A 15,542-nucleotide genomic window follows, 5' to 3' on the forward strand; every position below is an offset into this window, starting at 1 on the left:
CGCTCACCGCCCTCCGTTGAGCAAGCGACCCAGCTCGACCATGCCGGGGACGTCGATACGCGTCGAGCCGACACGCCAGACCGGCGTCGGCCGACGGCGGGACGGGACCAGCGGCAACGCGAGACTGCACGTGGCCGCCACGATCCGCGGATGCTCGTCGTGCCGCCACAACACGTTCGCGCGGGAGACCTCGACGAGATCGCCCCGCGCACCGATGAATACAGCCGAGTCACCCTGGTGCATGACGCCCTCGCCGCACGCCTCCACCCACTCGTCGAGCCGCAGGAACCGCAGATCCGCAAGATGCTTTCCGACCCCGCTCAGGTCGCAGATGTAGCGCTCGCCGGCGATCAGCGGCAGATACGGCGGCATCAGCCAACGCGAGATCAGATCCGCGACTGCCCGCCACCCGCTCATCGGTCGACCAGACCGGTGAGCATCCGCTCTATCGCCTCCGCACAACGGGTCGGCTGGTCGAGCGGGACATGGTGGAACGCGTCGGGCACCACCTCGACCGGTACCGCGTGCCCCAGCCACTTCTCCAGGCAGGACACCGAGTCCGGGCCACCCATGTCGGTCTGCGCGCCGTACAGGTAGCCGACCGGGCAGAGCACCGCCGACAGATCCGCACGTACGCCGTCGTTGCTCAGCCGGCGACGCGCAGCCGGGTCGAACTTCCACCGCCACCCCCTGCCCGTCTCGACGAGCCCGGAGCGGGCGATCTCCTGCAGCAGCTGCGGGTCGGCGTTCGTCCGGTCGGGCAGCAGCCGGAACCGGTCGAGCGCCTCCTGCGCGGACACGAAGACCCGTGCCGGCGTGGTCGGCGGCGGGAGCTCCCGCAGGGGCAACCGCGTGTCGACCAGGACCAGGCGGCCGACGAGCTCGGGGAACCGGGCGGCCGTCGCGGCAGCGACCAGACCTCCCATGCTGTGGCCGACCACCGCCGAGGGGCGACCTCCGTCGCTGGTGCCTGCCTGCGCGGCGCGCAACACGGCGGCCATCTCCTCGGCCCAGAGCTCGGCACGGTAGGCCGGCCGGTGCCCGCTGTCGCCGTGCCCGCTGAGGTCGGCCACCACGACGTGGTGCTCGCGGGCAAGCACGGGAGCAACCTCGGTCCACCAGCCGGAGTGCGCGGCCCCGCCGTGGACGAGGAGCACCGTGTCGGCCTCCGGCGACCCGAGACGTCTGTAGGCGATGGTGGCGCCGCGGACCTCGACCACCTCCGCGGCCGCTACCGGCCCAGCGCTCATGCCTGCGCCCGGGACGCCGCGAGCAGCTCGGGGATGGTCACCAGCTTCTGCCGCGGCCGCGTGCTCTCTCGTCCGAGGCGCTTCTCTTCCAGATCGATGCGTCCCCAGGCCGCTTTGTCGAGCAGATCCTCGACCCGGTCCGCGAGCAACTTCTCCAGCTCGTCTTGTGTGCGCCACGGATCCGACAGCCTGCCGGCGGCGAGATCGTGGAGGATGCTGTCGACGGTTTCCTCGGCGTCCTGCTTGTTGCTGCCGATGATCCCGCGCGGGCCGCGCTTGATCCAGCCGGAGCAGTAGAGGCCCGGTACCGCCTCGTCGCGGTCGGGGTCGACGACGCGGCCGGCATCGTTCGGCAGGGTCGCGGTGGTCTCGTCGAACGGCAGGCCGGCGACAGCGGTGCCGCGGTAGCCGATGGCGCGCAGCACCAGCGAGGTCTCGACCCGCTCGGTCGTCCCGTCGGGACGGCGGAAGGTGATCGCCTCGACCCCGCCCTCGCCCTCGACCGAGATCGGCTCGAGACCGAACCGGAACCGGATCGTCGGCCCCTCGGAGCCACCACGGTCCACGGCGCGCAGCAGCACCTCGTGCTTGCGCCCACTGCCATGGTCCGCCACCTCGTCGCGCTCGGCGACGACGGCGATCCCTTCGAGCTTCTCCAGCGCCAGCAGCTCACCCTGTGAGAACGCTCCGTGCTCGGCGCCGCGCCGGGCGGCGACGACCACCTCGGTGACGCTGCTTCCGGCGAGCGCGCCGATGGCATGCTGGGCCATCTCGGTAGCGTGGAAGTCGTCGGCCGGACGCAGCAGCGTCCGCGCGACGTCGAGGGCGACGTTGCCGTTGCCGATCACCACGACCCGCTCGCCGCTGAGGTCGAAGCTCTCGGTCGCATGGTCGGGGTGGCCGTTGTACCAGGCGACGAACGTCCGGGCAGCGTGCACCCCGGGAAGGTCCTCGCCGGGAATGCCGAGCTTGCGGTCGTCCCTCGCACCGCCGGCCCAGAGCACGGCGTGGTGGTACTCGAGCAACTCCTCGACCGCGATGTCCTTGCCGACCTCGACGTTGAAGTAACAGGTCACGTTGGGCCGGGACAGCACACCGGCGAACCGGTCGACGATCTTCTTCGTCTTGGCATGGTCGGGTGCGACACCGGCGCGCACCAGCCCGAATGGCGTGGGCAGCCGCTCGACCATCGTGACCGAGACGCCGTCGATGTCGCTGAGCGTGGCGGCCGCGTAGCACGCCGCGGGCCCGGTGCCGACGATGGCGACGCTCAACGCCGCCTTGTCCTGTGGCAGCACTCGGCGGGTGAAGGTCGGCGCGCCGACCCCGACGAGGGGGTTGGTCATGAAGTACTCGGCGTTGATCGCCGTGTACTCGGACAACTCTTCCGGCAGGTCCCAGTCGGAATGCACCGCCTCGACCGGGCACTCGTCCATGCAGGCGCCGCAGTCGATGCAGGTGCCCGGATCGATGTACAGCTGCTCGGTGGTGGTGAAGTCGGGGTCGCCGGGACGGGGGCGGATGCACTGGACGGGGCAGACGGCGATGCACGACCCGTCGTTGCAGCATCCCTGCGAGATCACGAACGTCATGTGCTTGAGCTCTCCGTACTCGGGTGGGTGGCACTCGCGACGCCACTTCGGCAAGCGCCATCTGACATAATTGTTACACGATAACGCAACATAACTTCGATGGCGAGTATTTTTCCGTATTCCGGCCGTTGACAAGATTTTTCACTGATGTCACAGTTATGTTGAAATCTTGTAGTGGCTTCACCCGGAATGCCCGAGGAGACCTATGCCCGCCCCCACCGACGTCGTCCTGACCGACTTCGACCACCACTCGCCCGACTTCGCCGAGCGCCCGTTCGAAGTGCTCGAGGAGTTGCGCAACGAGGCGCCGATCGCCTGGTCGACCGCGCACGGCGGCTTCTGGGTGGTCACGGATCACGAGCACGTCATCGACGGACTCGCCGACTACGCAACGTTCTCCTCGTCCTCCGGGCCGGCGATCCCCGCCAACCCCTTCGGCACCCGCCACATCCCGGTCGCGATGGACCCGCCCGTGCACAGCGTGTACCGCAAGGTGCTCAACGACTGGTACAGCAAGGCGAACATCACCGCCCGAACCCCGCAGATCGAGGAGATGGTGCGCGGCATCGTGTCGGGCCTGGCCGAGCGCGGAAGCTGGGATTTCGTCGCGGACCTTGCCAACGTCTCACCCGGCGCCGTCACGCTGGGCATCCTCGGCTGGAACTCCGAACGACGGCTGGAGCTCCTCGACGTGATGACCCAGGCGCTGCGCAATCAGGCCAGCACAGATCCCGAGGTCATCGAGCAGAACGCCGCAGGCAACCACTGGATCCGGGAGCAGATCCTCGCCGAGGCCGAGGACCGCCGCGCCACTCCGCGCGACGACCTCATGACGGTGCTCGCCACCCAGCCGATCGCCGACGGCCAGCCGCTCACCGACGTGGAACTGTGTGACTGCGTCGTTCTGCTCCTGCTCGCCGGCTTCCACACGACCAGCGGCGCCTTCACCGCGCTGATGACCCACCTGGAGCGCCACCCCGAAGACAAGGTCCGACTGCAGCAGGACCGCGACCTGATCCCGAACGCGATCGAGGAGATCATCCGGATCTACTCTCCCGCCACCGCACACGCACGCAAGGTCACCGAAGACACCGAATTCGGCGGCGTCCAGATGCGCGAGGGCGACTGGACCCTCTTCGTGAACATGGCGGCCAACCACGACCCGGCCGCTTTCTCCGACCCGGAGGAAGTCGACCTCGGCCGAAACCGCGCGAAGAGCGTCGCGTTCGGCTGGGGCGTGCACCGCTGCCTCGGCCTGCACCTGGCGAGGCTCATCCTGCGGGTCGAGGTGGAGGCCGTCTTCGACCTCTTGCCCGGCTACCGGATCGACCTGGAGAACTCGGTGCTCTCTCACCACATGGGTCAGGGTTACTTCTACCTGTCCGTGCCCGCCGAACTGCCGCAGGGGGCATGAGCATGTGGATCAGCATCGACCGCGAGCTGTGTGAGGGGAACGCGGTTTGCGAGGCGCTCGCCCCACTGGCCTTCGATCTCGACGAGAACGACCAGGCCCGGGTACTCGCCGAGGCACTCGGTCCCGACGGCGAGGTCTCCGAGGACCACCGCGCGCTCGTCGAGCGCGCGGTCGAGGGTTGTCCGCGCCTGGCCATCAGCGTCACCGACCAGCCCTGATCACTCCCTCCGGGAGCCGCGATGTCCGACGTGACCGGTCGGCAGCCCACGACGTGGCCGAGGACCGGCGGACGCATCCCGCGTGGACCTGATGCCAATGCTCGCCTCGTCTTCCCCCACTCGCCGGCTTCCACACCAGCAGCGAAGCGCCGTCCGGCCCAGGAGGCTCCCCTGGGCCGGACGGCGCTTCCCCGTCGGGGCAAGGATTTTCACTTCTCGCTCGGCCCGTGGCGCGATGCCTGTTCTGCATCGCGTCCGTGCCGTCGACCTCAGGCCGGCCCGAAGACCGGGACGCGCTCGTGCTCGCCGACCGTCTCGAAGCGGGCGACGACCGCGGCACCCATCGGGTCGGCCCCGTCGTCGAATCCGGTCAGGGCGGTCAGCAGCCGCACCCCGCACTCGAGTTCGACCAGGGCCACGTCGTACGGGACCCGCTCACGCAGGTAGCCGGCATAGGCCCGGTGGTAGACGGCGTAGCTCCACACCGTGCCTCGCGGAGCCACCTCCTCCCACGTATACCCCCGGTCCATGCACTCGGGGCAGACTCCCGCGGCAGGCCAGCGCACGAATGCGCAGCGATCGCACCGCTGGAAGACCAGCCTGCCCTCCGCCGCCGCGTCCCAGAACCCGGAGTCGTTCTGGACCGCCGGGGTCTCGTATCCGCTCATGACACCTCCGTCGACAAGATCGTGCTGGCTGCCTTCATGAATCCGAACGTCGAGCAGTACTGCGCTGTGCGCAGGCCCTCGATCTGCCGCTCCCCCGCGTCGCCGCGCAACTGTCTGACCGCCTCACACAGGTGCAGGAAGCCCCACATGTACGCCTCGGAGAGCTGCCCACCGTTGGTGTTGAGCGGAAGCCGCCCACCATGGCCGACGGCGCCCGACCGGAAAGCCTCCCCGACGCCGCCCGGCTCGACGAAGCCGTAGTACTCGAGCATCTGGAGGACCCAGATGCTGGTCGGGTCCTGGATGTAGAGGGCGTCCACCGCCTCCCGCTCGATGCCGGCGGCCGGATAGATCCGCTCGGCCACCTGCTGGATCCAGGGCCGCAGCCACTGGTCGGCGTTCTGCCGGTCGCGCAGTCCGGTCTGCTGGGCTATGCCCATCACGTGCACCGGCTTGTCGGTCAGGTCCGCCGCCCGATCGGCCCGAGCCACGATGAGGCAGGCCGCGCCGTCCGAGATCATGCACAGGTCCGGGCGGCGCAGCGGCGCAACCAGATACGGCGCCGCCAGGTAGTCCTCGACCGACGTCGGCTCCCGGAAGATCGCCAACGGGTTGTCCACCGCGTACCGGCGCTGCGAGACCGAGATCTCGGCCAGATCCGCCTCGGTGGTGCCGTAGAGGTGCTGGTGCCTGCGGAACGCCATCGCTGCCGGCCCGGCGACATTCAGGAAGCCGTAGACCGACGCCTCGTCCTGGCGACCCAGGGGATGGCCGAACTTGTTTCCTGCGCTGCGCTGGTTGGTCCCGTAGACGATCGCGACCACACTGGCCAGTCCCGCGTCGATCGCCGCGCAGGCCAGATGCAGCGAGAAGTTACAGGTGCCGTAGTCGAGGGTGGCGCTGTAGGCCGGGTTGAGGCCCGCCAGCCGGCCGATCTCGGTGTCGATCCCGAAGCCGCCGAAGGACTTGCAGGTGATCAACCCGTCGATGTCCGACTTGTCGATGCCCGCCTCCGCCAAGGTGATTCGCAGACCGTCGACCGCCAGCTCGTCAGCGGAGATGCCCGGGATCGTGCCCTGGGCGGTGTTGCCGGCGGCGACGATCGCGGTTCGCCCGCGGATCGCGCCGCCGAGCTGTGCTGCCGCCATCAGATCGCGTCCTCCGCTGCCAGCTCGTCGACCTCGTCACGGCTCAGCCCGAGCAGTTCCTCGTAGACGTCGTAGTTGTGCTCGCCGTACGTCGGGGCGCCCCGGCCGACCTGGCCGCCGGCGTGCTGCGGTGTGTCGCTCATCTTCACGGAGGGAGCCGCGACCGGCCAGTGGCCGAAGTTGGTGGCGTCGAGCTCGGTCAGCCACTCCATCGCCGTCAGCTGCGGGTCGTTCTCCACCCGATCCTGCGCGGTCTGGGCGACACCGGCGGGTACGCCGACCGCCTGGAGCCGCTGCATCAGCTCGAACGGATCCTGCTCCGACGTCCATCCCTGGATCAGCCCGTCGAGCGCCTCACGGTTGCGGTGCCGGTCCTCGGCGGTCGCGAACTCCGCCTGCGAGAGCCACTCGATATGGCACGCCTCCTTGGCGAGGGCGATCCAGTCACCCTCGCTCTGGCACGTGATGGCGATCCAGCGGTCCTCTCCCCGGGTGCGGTAGAGCCCCTCCGGCGCGGCGGTCGCGTACGGCGAGCGGTTGCCCGCCCGCTCCCAGACCCGGCCGTTGACCTGGTAGTCCAGGGCCGGTACACCGGTCATGAAGATGCCCACCTCACTCTGCGAGGCGTCGATCGACTGTCCCTCTCCGGTCACGTCGTGGTGGTAGACCGCGCTCAGGAGGGCCAGCGCGAAGCTGTAGGCGCCGTACCAGTCCAGGTAGGAGTAGCCCCAGCCGGCCGGCGGGAACGGGTCGCCGAGTCCGCTCATCTCCGACGTGCCGGCGAACGCCTGTGCCACCGGACCGATGGTGCGGAACCGACCGTAGATGCCCTTCGTTCCCATGCCCGACTGCTTGGCATAGATGATGTCGGACTTGATCTTGCGCAGCTCGTCGTAGCCCAGTCCCCAGCTCTCCATCACGCCCGGCGAGAAGCCCTCGGCGACGATGGTGCTTTCCGCGACCATCCGGCGGGCCAGCTCGAGACCCTTCGGGTGCTTCACGTTGAGGGAGATGCCGCGCTTGCCGGGGTTCTTGTTGTTGTACTGCGCGCCGACCGGGCCGCCGAGGTCGGCGGGCCATTGCGAGGGCACCGGGCCGGTCGCGCGCTCGCGCGCCGCGCGTCCACCGACCGGGTTGCCACCGCGGCGCGGGTCGAGGTTCTTGTGCCACTCGACCTTGATCACGTCGGCGCCCATCGAGGCCAGGAACCGGGTGGCGCCCGCCGAGGCGAGCATCCACGTGAAGTCGAGAATGCGCACTCCCTGGAGCGCCCACGGCTTGCCATGGGTGGAGAGGCGCTCGGGCAGGAGGATCGGTGACCGCTCGATCGGCCGGGGCGTCAGGCTCAACCGCAGGTCGCGGTGCTCGTCCAGCTTGGGGGCGGGGGTCGGCGTGACCCAGCCGGTCTCGGTCGAGACCCACTTGCTCACCGGGTAGCGCAGCGAGCGGCCCAGCTCCGGGTGCTCGATGTCACCGTAGGTGCCGCGTTCGAGCCAGTGCTCGTCGTACGCCGACTCGTGGGGTTTGCGCACCGGCACCCACATGAGACCGGCCTCCTGGGCCTCGCGCCACGGCACGTCCTCGAACCGGTAGCGGCGCACGGTGTGCTCGACCGCGTCCATGTTGCGCGCGGCGCCGCCCTCCATGCCCGGCAGCACGCGGGAGTCCTTGGTCTTCTCGTCGCTGCCGTCGCTGATCTCGTCGCCGATCCCGTAGGTGTCCAGGAACGGGCCGAGCAGCTTGGCGTTGCGGGTGGAGGCCAGGATCCAGCGGCCGTCCTTGGTCTGGAAGATCGAGCGGTGGATGGAGACCCCGGGCGCGGAGTGGCGGCAGGTCTGGCGGTGGAACGGCGTGCGCAGGCAGACCCACGACATCAGGTCGCCCTCGGTGTTCTTCGCCATCGCCTCGTGCACCGCGCAGGAAAGGTGCTGTCCCTGCCCGGTACGCCGCCTGCTGATCAGCGCGGCGACGACGGTGAAGGCGAGCTGCTCGCCGGCGACCGCGTAGGAGTGATCCAGCTGAGGTGCCACCGGCGGCAGGTCGTATTTCCCCGACGGGTCCGGATCGTAGCCGTTGTTCATCACCTGGCCGCCGAGTGCGAGGTGGACCAGGTCGCTGGCCTTCCAGTCCTTGCGCGGCCCCTCCTCACCGAAGGGGGTGATCCGCGCGACCACGAGGGCGGGGTCCCGCTCGCGCAACGTGGCGCTGCCGAGGTCCCGCTCCTCGAGGTAGCCCAGCGGCGTCGCGTCGAGCAGCACGTCGCACGCGCCGACCAGCTCGACGAACCCGGCTCGGCCCTCGGCCGTCTCGAGGTCGAGTACGACGGAGCGCTTGCCGCGGTTGTAGGTCCAGAAGTGCAGCGAGCGTTCGGGATCCGGCTCGTCGTCGACGAACGGACCCATCCGGCGGCTCTCGGCGCCCTCGGGCGGCTCGACCTTGATCACCTCGGCGCCGAGGCCGGCCAGCACCATTCCGCAGTACTCGCCGATCCGGTCGCCGACCTCGACGATGCGTACGCCTGTGAGTGCACCCGGCTTGGCCTGGTCTTCGGTTGTCTGGGATGTAGTCATCGGGGTTCTCCAGTCATTTCTTCAGGACGCGATCCAGCGCCGTCAGGCTCGGGCGGGCGTCGCGAGCTCGCGACGCGCCGGGAACCGCTCGAAGTCGGCGATGTCGGCGTCGGCGTACTGATCGGCGTGCCGCTGGCGGGTGAAGGGCCAGATGATGGCGACCCCGCCCTTGTCGGTGTACCAGTTGTCGCACAGCGAATAGGTGGTGCCCGGAAGCGCCGCCCGGACGGTGTTGCAGAACGCCGCGGTCGACTCCTCGGAAGGCGCCAGCGCCTGCCCTTCACGCTGCATGGTGGCCAGCAGCCGCATCAGGAAACCGACCTCGTCACGCAGGCAGGTCGGGATGGCCACCGAGTTGACCGGGGCGAACGGGCCGTTGAGCAGGAAGAAGTTGGGCATGCCCGGAAGGCCGATGCCGCGGTAGCTGTACACGCCGTCGGCCCACATCTTTTCGACGGTCAGGCCGGCGGGTCCGACGACCTCCATCGGCCGCATGTAGGCGTGCGTGTCGAAGCCGGTCGCGTAGATGATCACGTCGAGCTCGTGCAACGTGCCGTCGGGGTCCACGATGCCGTTCGGCTCGACCCGCTGCACGCCGCCGAAAACCGGTGTGACGTTGGGTCGCTGGACGACCTGGTAATAATCGGGCGACTTCGGGATCCGCTTGCAGCCCGGGGGGTCCTTCGGCGTGAGCTTCTCCCGCAGGACCGGATCCGGGACGGCCTCGGCCAGCTCGTCGTAGAAGCGCTGGGTCTGGACCGTCCGCTCGTCGCCGGGAATCAGCCGCCAGGTCTCGGAGCCCTCGGTGGCCACGCGCAACTTGGCGACCCGCCGGTCCCAGTAGCCGGCCAGCGAGGGCACCCGCAGCAGCACCCGCTCCAGCGGCGAGATCTTCTTGTTCTGCCGAATCTGGATCCACTGCGGCGTCCGGATGAAGTGCTTGACGTCGTGGCACCGCTTGCCCAGCTCGCTGACGATCTGGATGCCGCTGGAACCGGTGCCCACGACGCCGATCCGCTTGCCGGTCAGGTCGACGCCGTGGTCCCACTCGGAGGAGTGCCAGCTGTGGCCCTCGAACGTGTCGGTGCCCGGGAAGGTCGGCCGCTTGGGCACGTGCAGGAAGCCGGTCGCGGCGACGACGACGTCGAAGACCTCGCTGCTGCCGTCGGGCAGGGTCAGCGTCCAGGCGTCGTCCTCCCACACGGCCTGTCGCACCTCGGTGTTGAACCGTATGTGCCGGACGACGCCCTGCTCCTGCGCGAAGTCGGTCAGGTAGCGGCGGATCTCCGAGCCCGGCGCGTACCGCTTCGACCAGTAGTTCTTCCGCGCGAACGGGAACTCGTAGGAGCGGGTGATCACGTCGACGTGCAGACCCGGGTAGGTGTTGTCGTACCAGGTGCCGCCGACACCGGCCCGCTTCTCGAAGATCTGATATTCGATCCCGGCCTCGGCAAGGTGATGCGCGAGGAACAGCCCCGACATACCCGCACCAATGATGCCCACTCTCACAGGACAGACCTCCCAGCTGCAACGTAACTCGTTAGTACCATTACTATAACATGGTTGGAAGATGGATCCGACCGGCCCACAGAGGCTTCGATCACACTGCATAACACAAGGCCAGCGCTATCTATTATGTTTATACTCACCCGACAGTGGTGTTTTGAACGAGTAACCGGATAGCATCAGGACTGGACGACCACGACTGGCCGCGCACAACCGGCCGTCGGCACCGACTTCTATTGGAGGAACCATGACCGAGATCGCGACCAGGCCCGACGTGTCAGGAGGTCAGCCGGGCGAGGCGGGAGTGCGCTCCTACGACATCGTCATCGTCGGTGCCGGCCTGACCGGGATGTACCAGCTGAAGCTGGCGCGGGAGCTCGGTCGGTCGGTTCGGGTCATCGAGGCCGGCTCCGGCGTCGGCGGCACCTGGTACTGGAACGCCTACCCCGGCGCCCGGCTCGACTCGGAGTCGCATTCCTACCAGTACTCCTTCGACAAGGAGCTGCTCGAGGAGTGGCGCTGGAAGGAGATGTTCGCAGGCCAGCCCGAACTCGAGTCCTACTACAACCGCGTCGCGGACAAGCTCGACCTGCGTCGCGACATCGACTTCGACACCCGGATCGAGAGCATGGTCTTCGACGAGGAGACCGACTGCTGGACACTGCATTCGACGGAAGGCGTGCTGTACCGCGCGCGCTTCGTGATCATGGCGACCGGCATCCTCTCCGACCCGAACTTCCCGCGCATCCCCGGCCTGGAGAAGTTCGAGGGCGAGTGGTACCACACCTCGCTGTGGCCCAAGGACGAGAAGATCGGCTTCGAGGGCAAGCGGGTCGCGGTGATCGGCACCGGCGCCACCGGCGTCCAGGTGATCCCCGAGGTCGCCAAGACCGCCGGCCACCTGACGGTCTTCCAGCGCACCGCCAACTGGGCCGTCCCGCTGCGTAACCGTCCGCTCTCCGACGACGACATGGCCACGATCCGCGCCGGCTACGACGACATGTTCCCGTACCTGCGGCAGACCTTCAGCGGCTTCCTGCACAGCTGGGACCCGGTGAAGTCCACCGAGGTCGCGCCCGAGGTGCGCGACGCCCGCTACGAGGAGGCGTTCAACTCACCGGGCTTCACCAAGTGGATCGGTCTCTACAACGACCTGGCGTACGACGCGGAAGCGAACAAGGTCTACTGCGAGTTCCTCGCCGAGAAGATCCGCGAGCGGGTCGCCGACCCCGAGCTCGCCGACAAGCTGATCCCGAACGACCACTACTTCGGCACCAAGCGGGTGCCCTGCGAGACCAACTACTACGAGACCTACAACAAGGACAACGTCGACCTGGTCCTGTTGAAGGAGAACCCGATCACGGAGTTCACCGAGAAGGGCGTCCTCACCGAGCAGGGCGAGATCGAGGTGGACACGATCATCTTCGCCACCGGCTTCGACGCGTTCACCGGTGCGCTGAACAAGATCGACATCCGTGGCCTCGGCGGGCAGACGATGCGCGACAAGTGGAAGGACGGCCCGCACACCTACATGGGCATGCAGGTCGCCGGCTTCCCGAACCTCTTCATCGAAGGTGGACCGCACGGCAAGGGCGGCCACGGCAACGGCCCACGCTGCTCCGAGCCCGTGGTGGAGTGGGTCACCAAGGTCGTCGACGACTTCTTCACCAAGGGCTGGCGCCGGATCGACGCCGACCCCGAGGCCGAGACCGCCTGGACGAAGCAGGTCGCCGACACCGCCGCAGGCACCCTGCAGGCGACGGCGAAGTCGATCTTCTTCGGCGACAACATCCCCGGGAAGCCCCGCGTCTACGTCGCCTACATCGGATCGCTGCCGGAGTTCGTCCAGAACCTCGAGAACGCCCGCGACGACGACTACCGCGGCTTCCTCGTCCACTGAGACGGGTCCCTCGACGGCGGGTCGCGGGCCGTGATGATGCCCGGTCCGCGACCCGCACCCCACCATCCCCGTAGCTGCCCAGGAGCACCATGACCTCTCCCATTCCCTTCCGGGTCGACGTGTCCGACGAGGATCTCGCCGACCTCGACCGCCGGCTCGCGGCGACCCGGTTCGCACCCGATGTCGGGAACGGCGACGGCCGCTACGGGGTCTCCACCGAACGGCTGCGGGGCCTGGTCGAGCACTGGCGCACCGGCTACGACTGGCGGGCCCAGGAGAGCGCCCTCAACCAGCTGCCCATGTTCCGCGTGGACGTCGACGGGCAGCCGATCCACTACGTGCACGTCCGCGGCATCGGCCCCGACCCGACGCCGCTCCTGCTCACCCACGGCTTCCCGTGGACGTTCTGGGACTTCCACCGGATGATCGGCCCGCTCACCGACCCGGCATCCTTCGGCGGGGATCCGGCCGACGCGTTCGACGTGGTGACCCCCTCGCTGCCGGGCTTCGCGTTCTCGTCACCGCTGAGCCGCTCGGGCCTCAACTTCGTCACCACCGCCGACCTGTGGGTGCGGCTGATGCGCGACGTCCTCGGCTACGAGCGGTTCGCCGCGCACGGGGGTGACTGGGGCGCCCAGGTCACCGCTCAGCTCGGCCACAAGTACGCCGACCACCTGCTCGGCATCCACCTCACCAGCCTGATCGCGTTCCCCGCCGGCTGGAACTCCGATCGGCCGTGGAACCTGCTCCAGAAGGCCGCGGACGCGGCCACCCCCGAGAACCGCGCCGCGGTGGTGGCGTGGGAGAAACGTCGCGTCGGCCACCTCGTGCCGCAGATCGTTCATCCGCAGACCATCGCGCACGGGATGAACGACTCCCCCGCAGGCCTGCTCGCCTGGCTCACCGAACGCAGGCTCGCCTGGATGGACCCGGCACAGCCGCTGGAGGACGTCTTCTCCTCGGACTTCCTGATCACCACGACAATGCTCTACTGGATCACCCAGAGCTACCCGAGCGCGGCGCGGTTCTACTACGAGGCGGCCACCCATCCGTGGCAGCCGGCCCACGACCGCACACCGGCAATCCAGGCCCCGGCCGGTCTGTCGATCTTCCGCGACGACAACCCACCGGGGGCCTCGTTCGACTGGCTGCCCGCCATGTACGCCGAGATCGCCCACCAGCGGGTGCACGAGGTCGGCGGCCACTTCGGCGCGATGGAGCGACCCGACGACGTGGTGACCGACATCCGCGACACCTTCCGCAACCTGCGCTGAGAGCGCCGAAAGGACACCGCATGCCCCGCCCACCGAAGTCCACCAGCTTCGACTACGTCATCGTCGGCGCCGGCGCGGCCGGTTGCCTCCTGGCCAACCGTCTCACCGAGGACCCGCGCAACGCCGTACTGCTCATCGAGGCGGGCGGCGGCGACGCGAATCTGATCCACCTGGTACCGAAGGGCTTCTACTTCACCCTCACCAACCCCAAGTACTCCAAGACGTTCGCGACGGTGCAGTTCCCCGACGGCCACGTAGAGCACCTGCCGCGCGGCCGGGTGGTCGGCGGCTCGACGACCATCAACGGCATGGTCTGGAACCGCGGCTGGGCCAACTCCTACGACGCCTGGGAGAAGGCCGGGAACACCGGCTGGAACTGGCAGCGGTTCCTCGAGGCCTTCCGCAAGATGGAGCGCCACGAGTTGGGACCGAGCGCCACCCGCGGCGGTGAGGGCGCGGTCGACATCGAGATCGCCGGCCCCCGCGAGGCCACCTGCGAGGCACTGATCGCATCCTTTGCGCAGAGCGGGGTGCAGTTCGAGACGGACATGAACGGAAGCGGCGGCGAGCGCACCTCCTACGTCGCTTCCAACACCCGCAAGGGCACCCGGATGAGCGCGGCGCGCGCCTACCTGCGCCCGGCACGGCGCCGCAAGAACCTGACCGTCGTCACCCACACCGAGGCCGAACGGCTGGTGCTGGACGGCACCCGCGTCACCGGCGTCTACTGCCGGCAAAAGGACGGCAGCTCGGTCACCTACTTCGCGCGCCGCGAGGTCCTCGTCACCGGCGGCGCCTTCGACTCCCCGCTGCTGCTGGAACGCTCCGGCATCGGCAACCCGGAGATCCTGGCGAAGGCCGGTGTGAAGTGCCGCGTGGCCAGCCCCAAGGTCGGGGAGAACTTCAAGGAGCACCGCGGCATCCTCCTGCAGTACCGGCTCGCCGGGGTCGAGGGCTACAACGCCGAGGCCTCCTCCACCCCCCGTTACCTGTGGTCCGGCTTCAAGTACCTGCTCACCCGTCGCGGCATGATCGCGCACGGCGGCTACGCACTGAGCGCGATCTACAAGTCGGACCCGGCCTCGGAGTACCCCGACACGCAGTGCTTCTTCACCCCCATCTCCACCTCCGATGTCAATCCGATGACCGGCCGGATGGTGGTCGACACGTTCCCCGGCGCCAAGTACGTCGCGCTCCCGATGTACCCGACCAGTCAGGGCTCGCTGCACATCACCGGCCCCGGACTGGACGCCGTACCGCGGCTCGAGCCCAACTTCCTCAGCACCGAGGAGGACCGGCGGATGCTGGTCAAGGCACTGCGCAAGGCCCGCGAGATCACCGCCACCGCGCCGTTCGCCAAGTACGTCGTCGAGGAGCTCCAGCCCGGCCCGCAGGTCGCCGAGGACGACGAGATCATCCGGTACGGCATCAACCAGGGCAACGCGGGCGCACACGGCCTGGGCACCTGCGCGATGGGCCCCGACGAGGACGACGTGGTCGACGCCTCGCTGCGGGTCCGGGGCACGCAGGGACTGCGGGTGATCGACGCGTCCGTTTTCCGTGATCAGCCGTCGGGCAACAACAACGCGCCCACGATGGCCTTGGCCTGGATCGCCGCCGACATCATCCTCGCCGAGCGGCGCTGACGGCGGACACCGAACGAACGAAAGGGAGCCCGGGCCGAATGGCCCGGGCTCCCTTTCGTTCACACTGTCCGGTTCACAGCCTCAGGACAGCTCGAGGCTGATCGCGCCCTCCGGACACGCGGCCGCGACATCCTCGGCGACGCCGCGCTCGTCGAGGCCGATCGCGACGTCCTTCACCTGGCCGTAGCCGATGTCGTCGGTGTCGAACCAGGTGGGCGCGAGCGTGTAGCAGCGGCCGTGTCCGACGCACAGGTCGGTGTCGATGCGCAGCCGCACGCTCTGCTTCTCGTCGGTGGTGCTCTCGGTCATCGTTCTTTCCTTTCGTGAGTTCGGGTACCGGAGTCGAGTGCGCCCGC

General features: G+C 68.7%; 13 protein-coding genes. 5 read left to right on the top strand and 8 right to left on the bottom strand.

Annotated features, from left to right (window positions below; translation table 11 throughout):
• Nucleotides 1-3 precede the first annotated feature (3 nt).
• Genes ACFTWF_RS14465 through ACFTWF_RS14475 form a run of 3 tightly spaced genes read right to left on the bottom strand, consistent with a single transcriptional unit; the run spans nt 4 to nt 2,842 of the window.
• Entirely contained in the window at nt 4-417 is a 414-nt protein-coding gene (locus ACFTWF_RS14465; RefSeq protein WP_378461897.1) for a hypothetical protein, read from the bottom strand.
• Nucleotides 414-1,250, bottom strand: coding sequence for an alpha/beta fold hydrolase (locus ACFTWF_RS14470; RefSeq protein ID WP_378461898.1), 837 nt, complete (start codon nt 1,248-1,250; stop codon nt 414-416). Before ACFTWF_RS14470 ends, ACFTWF_RS14465 begins: the two co-directional genes overlap by 4 nt.
• Complete coding sequence (locus tag ACFTWF_RS14475) at nt 1,247-2,842, bottom strand: FAD-dependent oxidoreductase (RefSeq protein ID WP_378461899.1); 1,596 nt, start codon at nt 2,840-2,842, stop codon at nt 1,247-1,249. The genes ACFTWF_RS14470 and ACFTWF_RS14475 overlap by 4 nt, the downstream gene beginning before the upstream one ends.
• A 205-nt stretch (nt 2,843-3,047) precedes the next feature.
• On the opposite strand from ACFTWF_RS14475, the gene ACFTWF_RS14480 reads away from it, so the two are divergent.
• Entirely contained in the window at nt 3,048-4,256 is a 1,209-nt protein-coding gene (locus ACFTWF_RS14480) for a cytochrome P450 (RefSeq protein WP_378461900.1), read from the top strand.
• Nucleotides 4,253-4,474 (top strand): ferredoxin, encoded by a 222-nt coding sequence (locus ACFTWF_RS14485; protein ID WP_378461901.1) that lies wholly within the window; start codon nt 4,253-4,255, stop codon nt 4,472-4,474. Before ACFTWF_RS14480 ends, ACFTWF_RS14485 begins: the two co-directional genes overlap by 4 nt.
• A 269-nt stretch (nt 4,475-4,743) precedes the next feature.
• Here the strand turns inward: ACFTWF_RS14485 and ACFTWF_RS14490 are convergent, their stop codons facing one another.
• From ACFTWF_RS14490 to ACFTWF_RS14505, 4 genes are read right to left on the bottom strand one after another with little or no spacing between them, the layout of a single operon-like run.
• A complete protein-coding gene (locus ACFTWF_RS14490; RefSeq protein WP_378461902.1) occupies nt 4,744-5,142 on the bottom strand; it encodes a Zn-ribbon domain-containing OB-fold protein in 399 nt (132 codons plus the stop codon).
• Nucleotides 5,139-6,290, bottom strand: a complete 1,152-nt coding sequence (locus tag ACFTWF_RS14495; protein WP_378461903.1) for a thiolase family protein — start codon at nt 6,288-6,290, stop codon at nt 5,139-5,141. Before ACFTWF_RS14495 ends, ACFTWF_RS14490 begins: the two co-directional genes overlap by 4 nt.
• Nucleotides 6,290-8,860 (bottom strand): CaiB/BaiF CoA transferase family protein, encoded by a 2,571-nt coding sequence (locus tag ACFTWF_RS14500; RefSeq protein WP_378461904.1) that lies wholly within the window; start codon nt 8,858-8,860, stop codon nt 6,290-6,292. Before ACFTWF_RS14500 ends, ACFTWF_RS14495 begins: the two co-directional genes overlap by 1 nt.
• A 42-nt stretch (nt 8,861-8,902) precedes the next feature.
• Nucleotides 8,903-10,471, bottom strand: a complete 1,569-nt coding sequence (locus tag ACFTWF_RS14505) for a flavin-containing monooxygenase (RefSeq protein ID WP_378461905.1) — start codon at nt 10,469-10,471, stop codon at nt 8,903-8,905.
• Nucleotides 10,472-10,613: 142 nt separating this feature from the next.
• Between ACFTWF_RS14505 and ACFTWF_RS14510 the strand changes: the two genes are divergently transcribed.
• The 3 genes from ACFTWF_RS14510 to ACFTWF_RS14520 all read left to right on the top strand — a co-directional run bounded on the left by ACFTWF_RS14510 (nt 10,614) and on the right by ACFTWF_RS14520 (nt 15,186).
• Nucleotides 10,614-12,266, top strand: coding sequence for a flavin-containing monooxygenase (locus ACFTWF_RS14510; protein WP_378461906.1), 1,653 nt, complete (start codon nt 10,614-10,616; stop codon nt 12,264-12,266).
• An 89-nt stretch (nt 12,267-12,355) separates the two neighbouring features.
• The gene (locus ACFTWF_RS14515) at nt 12,356-13,540 is read left to right on the top strand and encodes an epoxide hydrolase family protein (protein WP_378461907.1); all 1,185 of its coding nucleotides are present in this window, start codon (nt 12,356-12,358) and stop codon (nt 13,538-13,540) included.
• Nucleotides 13,541-13,560: 20 nt separating this feature from the next.
• Complete coding sequence (locus tag ACFTWF_RS14520) at nt 13,561-15,186, top strand: GMC family oxidoreductase (RefSeq protein WP_378461908.1); 1,626 nt, start codon at nt 13,561-13,563, stop codon at nt 15,184-15,186.
• Nucleotides 15,187-15,267: 81 nt separating this feature from the next.
• Here the strand turns inward: ACFTWF_RS14520 and ACFTWF_RS14525 are convergent, their stop codons facing one another.
• Nucleotides 15,268-15,495: a ferredoxin gene (locus ACFTWF_RS14525; RefSeq protein WP_378461909.1), complete on the bottom strand. Its 228-nt coding sequence runs from the start codon at nt 15,493-15,495 to the stop codon at nt 15,268-15,270.
• Between the last annotated feature and the right edge of the window lie 47 nt (nt 15,496-15,542).

It is taken from the genome of Rhodococcus sp. NPDC056960 (assembly GCF_042674125.1).
Classification (GTDB): domain Bacteria; phylum Actinomycetota; class Actinomycetes; order Mycobacteriales; family Mycobacteriaceae; genus Rhodococcus_F.

What these genes read in the sequence shown, in the direction of transcription:
- ACFTWF_RS14525 (WP_378461909.1), bottom strand. Translation starts at nt 15,495, where the DNA reads ATGACCGAGAGCACCACCGACGAGAAGCAGAGCGTGCGGCTGCGCATC.
- ACFTWF_RS14480 (WP_378461900.1), top strand. Translation starts at nt 3,048, where the DNA reads ATGCCCGCCCCCACCGACGTCGTCCTGACCGACTTCGACCACCACTCG.
- ACFTWF_RS14500 (WP_378461904.1), bottom strand. Translation starts at nt 8,860, where the DNA reads ATGACTACATCCCAGACAACCGAAGACCAGGCCAAGCCGGGTGCACTC.
- ACFTWF_RS14475 (WP_378461899.1), bottom strand. Translation starts at nt 2,842, where the DNA reads ATGACGTTCGTGATCTCGCAGGGATGCTGCAACGACGGGTCGTGCATC.
- ACFTWF_RS14495 (WP_378461903.1), bottom strand. Translation starts at nt 6,290, where the DNA reads ATGGCGGCAGCACAGCTCGGCGGCGCGATCCGCGGGCGAACCGCGATC.
- ACFTWF_RS14470 (WP_378461898.1), bottom strand. Translation starts at nt 1,250, where the DNA reads ATGAGCGCTGGGCCGGTAGCGGCCGCGGAGGTGGTCGAGGTCCGCGGC.
- ACFTWF_RS14510 (WP_378461906.1), top strand. Translation starts at nt 10,614, where the DNA reads ATGACCGAGATCGCGACCAGGCCCGACGTGTCAGGAGGTCAGCCGGGC.
- ACFTWF_RS14485 (WP_378461901.1), top strand. Translation starts at nt 4,253, where the DNA reads ATGAGCATGTGGATCAGCATCGACCGCGAGCTGTGTGAGGGGAACGCG.
- ACFTWF_RS14490 (WP_378461902.1), bottom strand. Translation starts at nt 5,142, where the DNA reads ATGAGCGGATACGAGACCCCGGCGGTCCAGAACGACTCCGGGTTCTGG.
- ACFTWF_RS14515 (WP_378461907.1), top strand. Translation starts at nt 12,356, where the DNA reads ATGACCTCTCCCATTCCCTTCCGGGTCGACGTGTCCGACGAGGATCTC.
- ACFTWF_RS14505 (WP_378461905.1), bottom strand. Translation starts at nt 10,471, where the DNA reads ATGCAGTGTGATCGAAGCCTCTGTGGGCCGGTCGGATCCATCTTCCAA.
- ACFTWF_RS14520 (WP_378461908.1), top strand. Translation starts at nt 13,561, where the DNA reads ATGCCCCGCCCACCGAAGTCCACCAGCTTCGACTACGTCATCGTCGGC.
- ACFTWF_RS14465 (WP_378461897.1), bottom strand. Translation starts at nt 417, where the DNA reads ATGAGCGGGTGGCGGGCAGTCGCGGATCTGATCTCGCGTTGGCTGATG.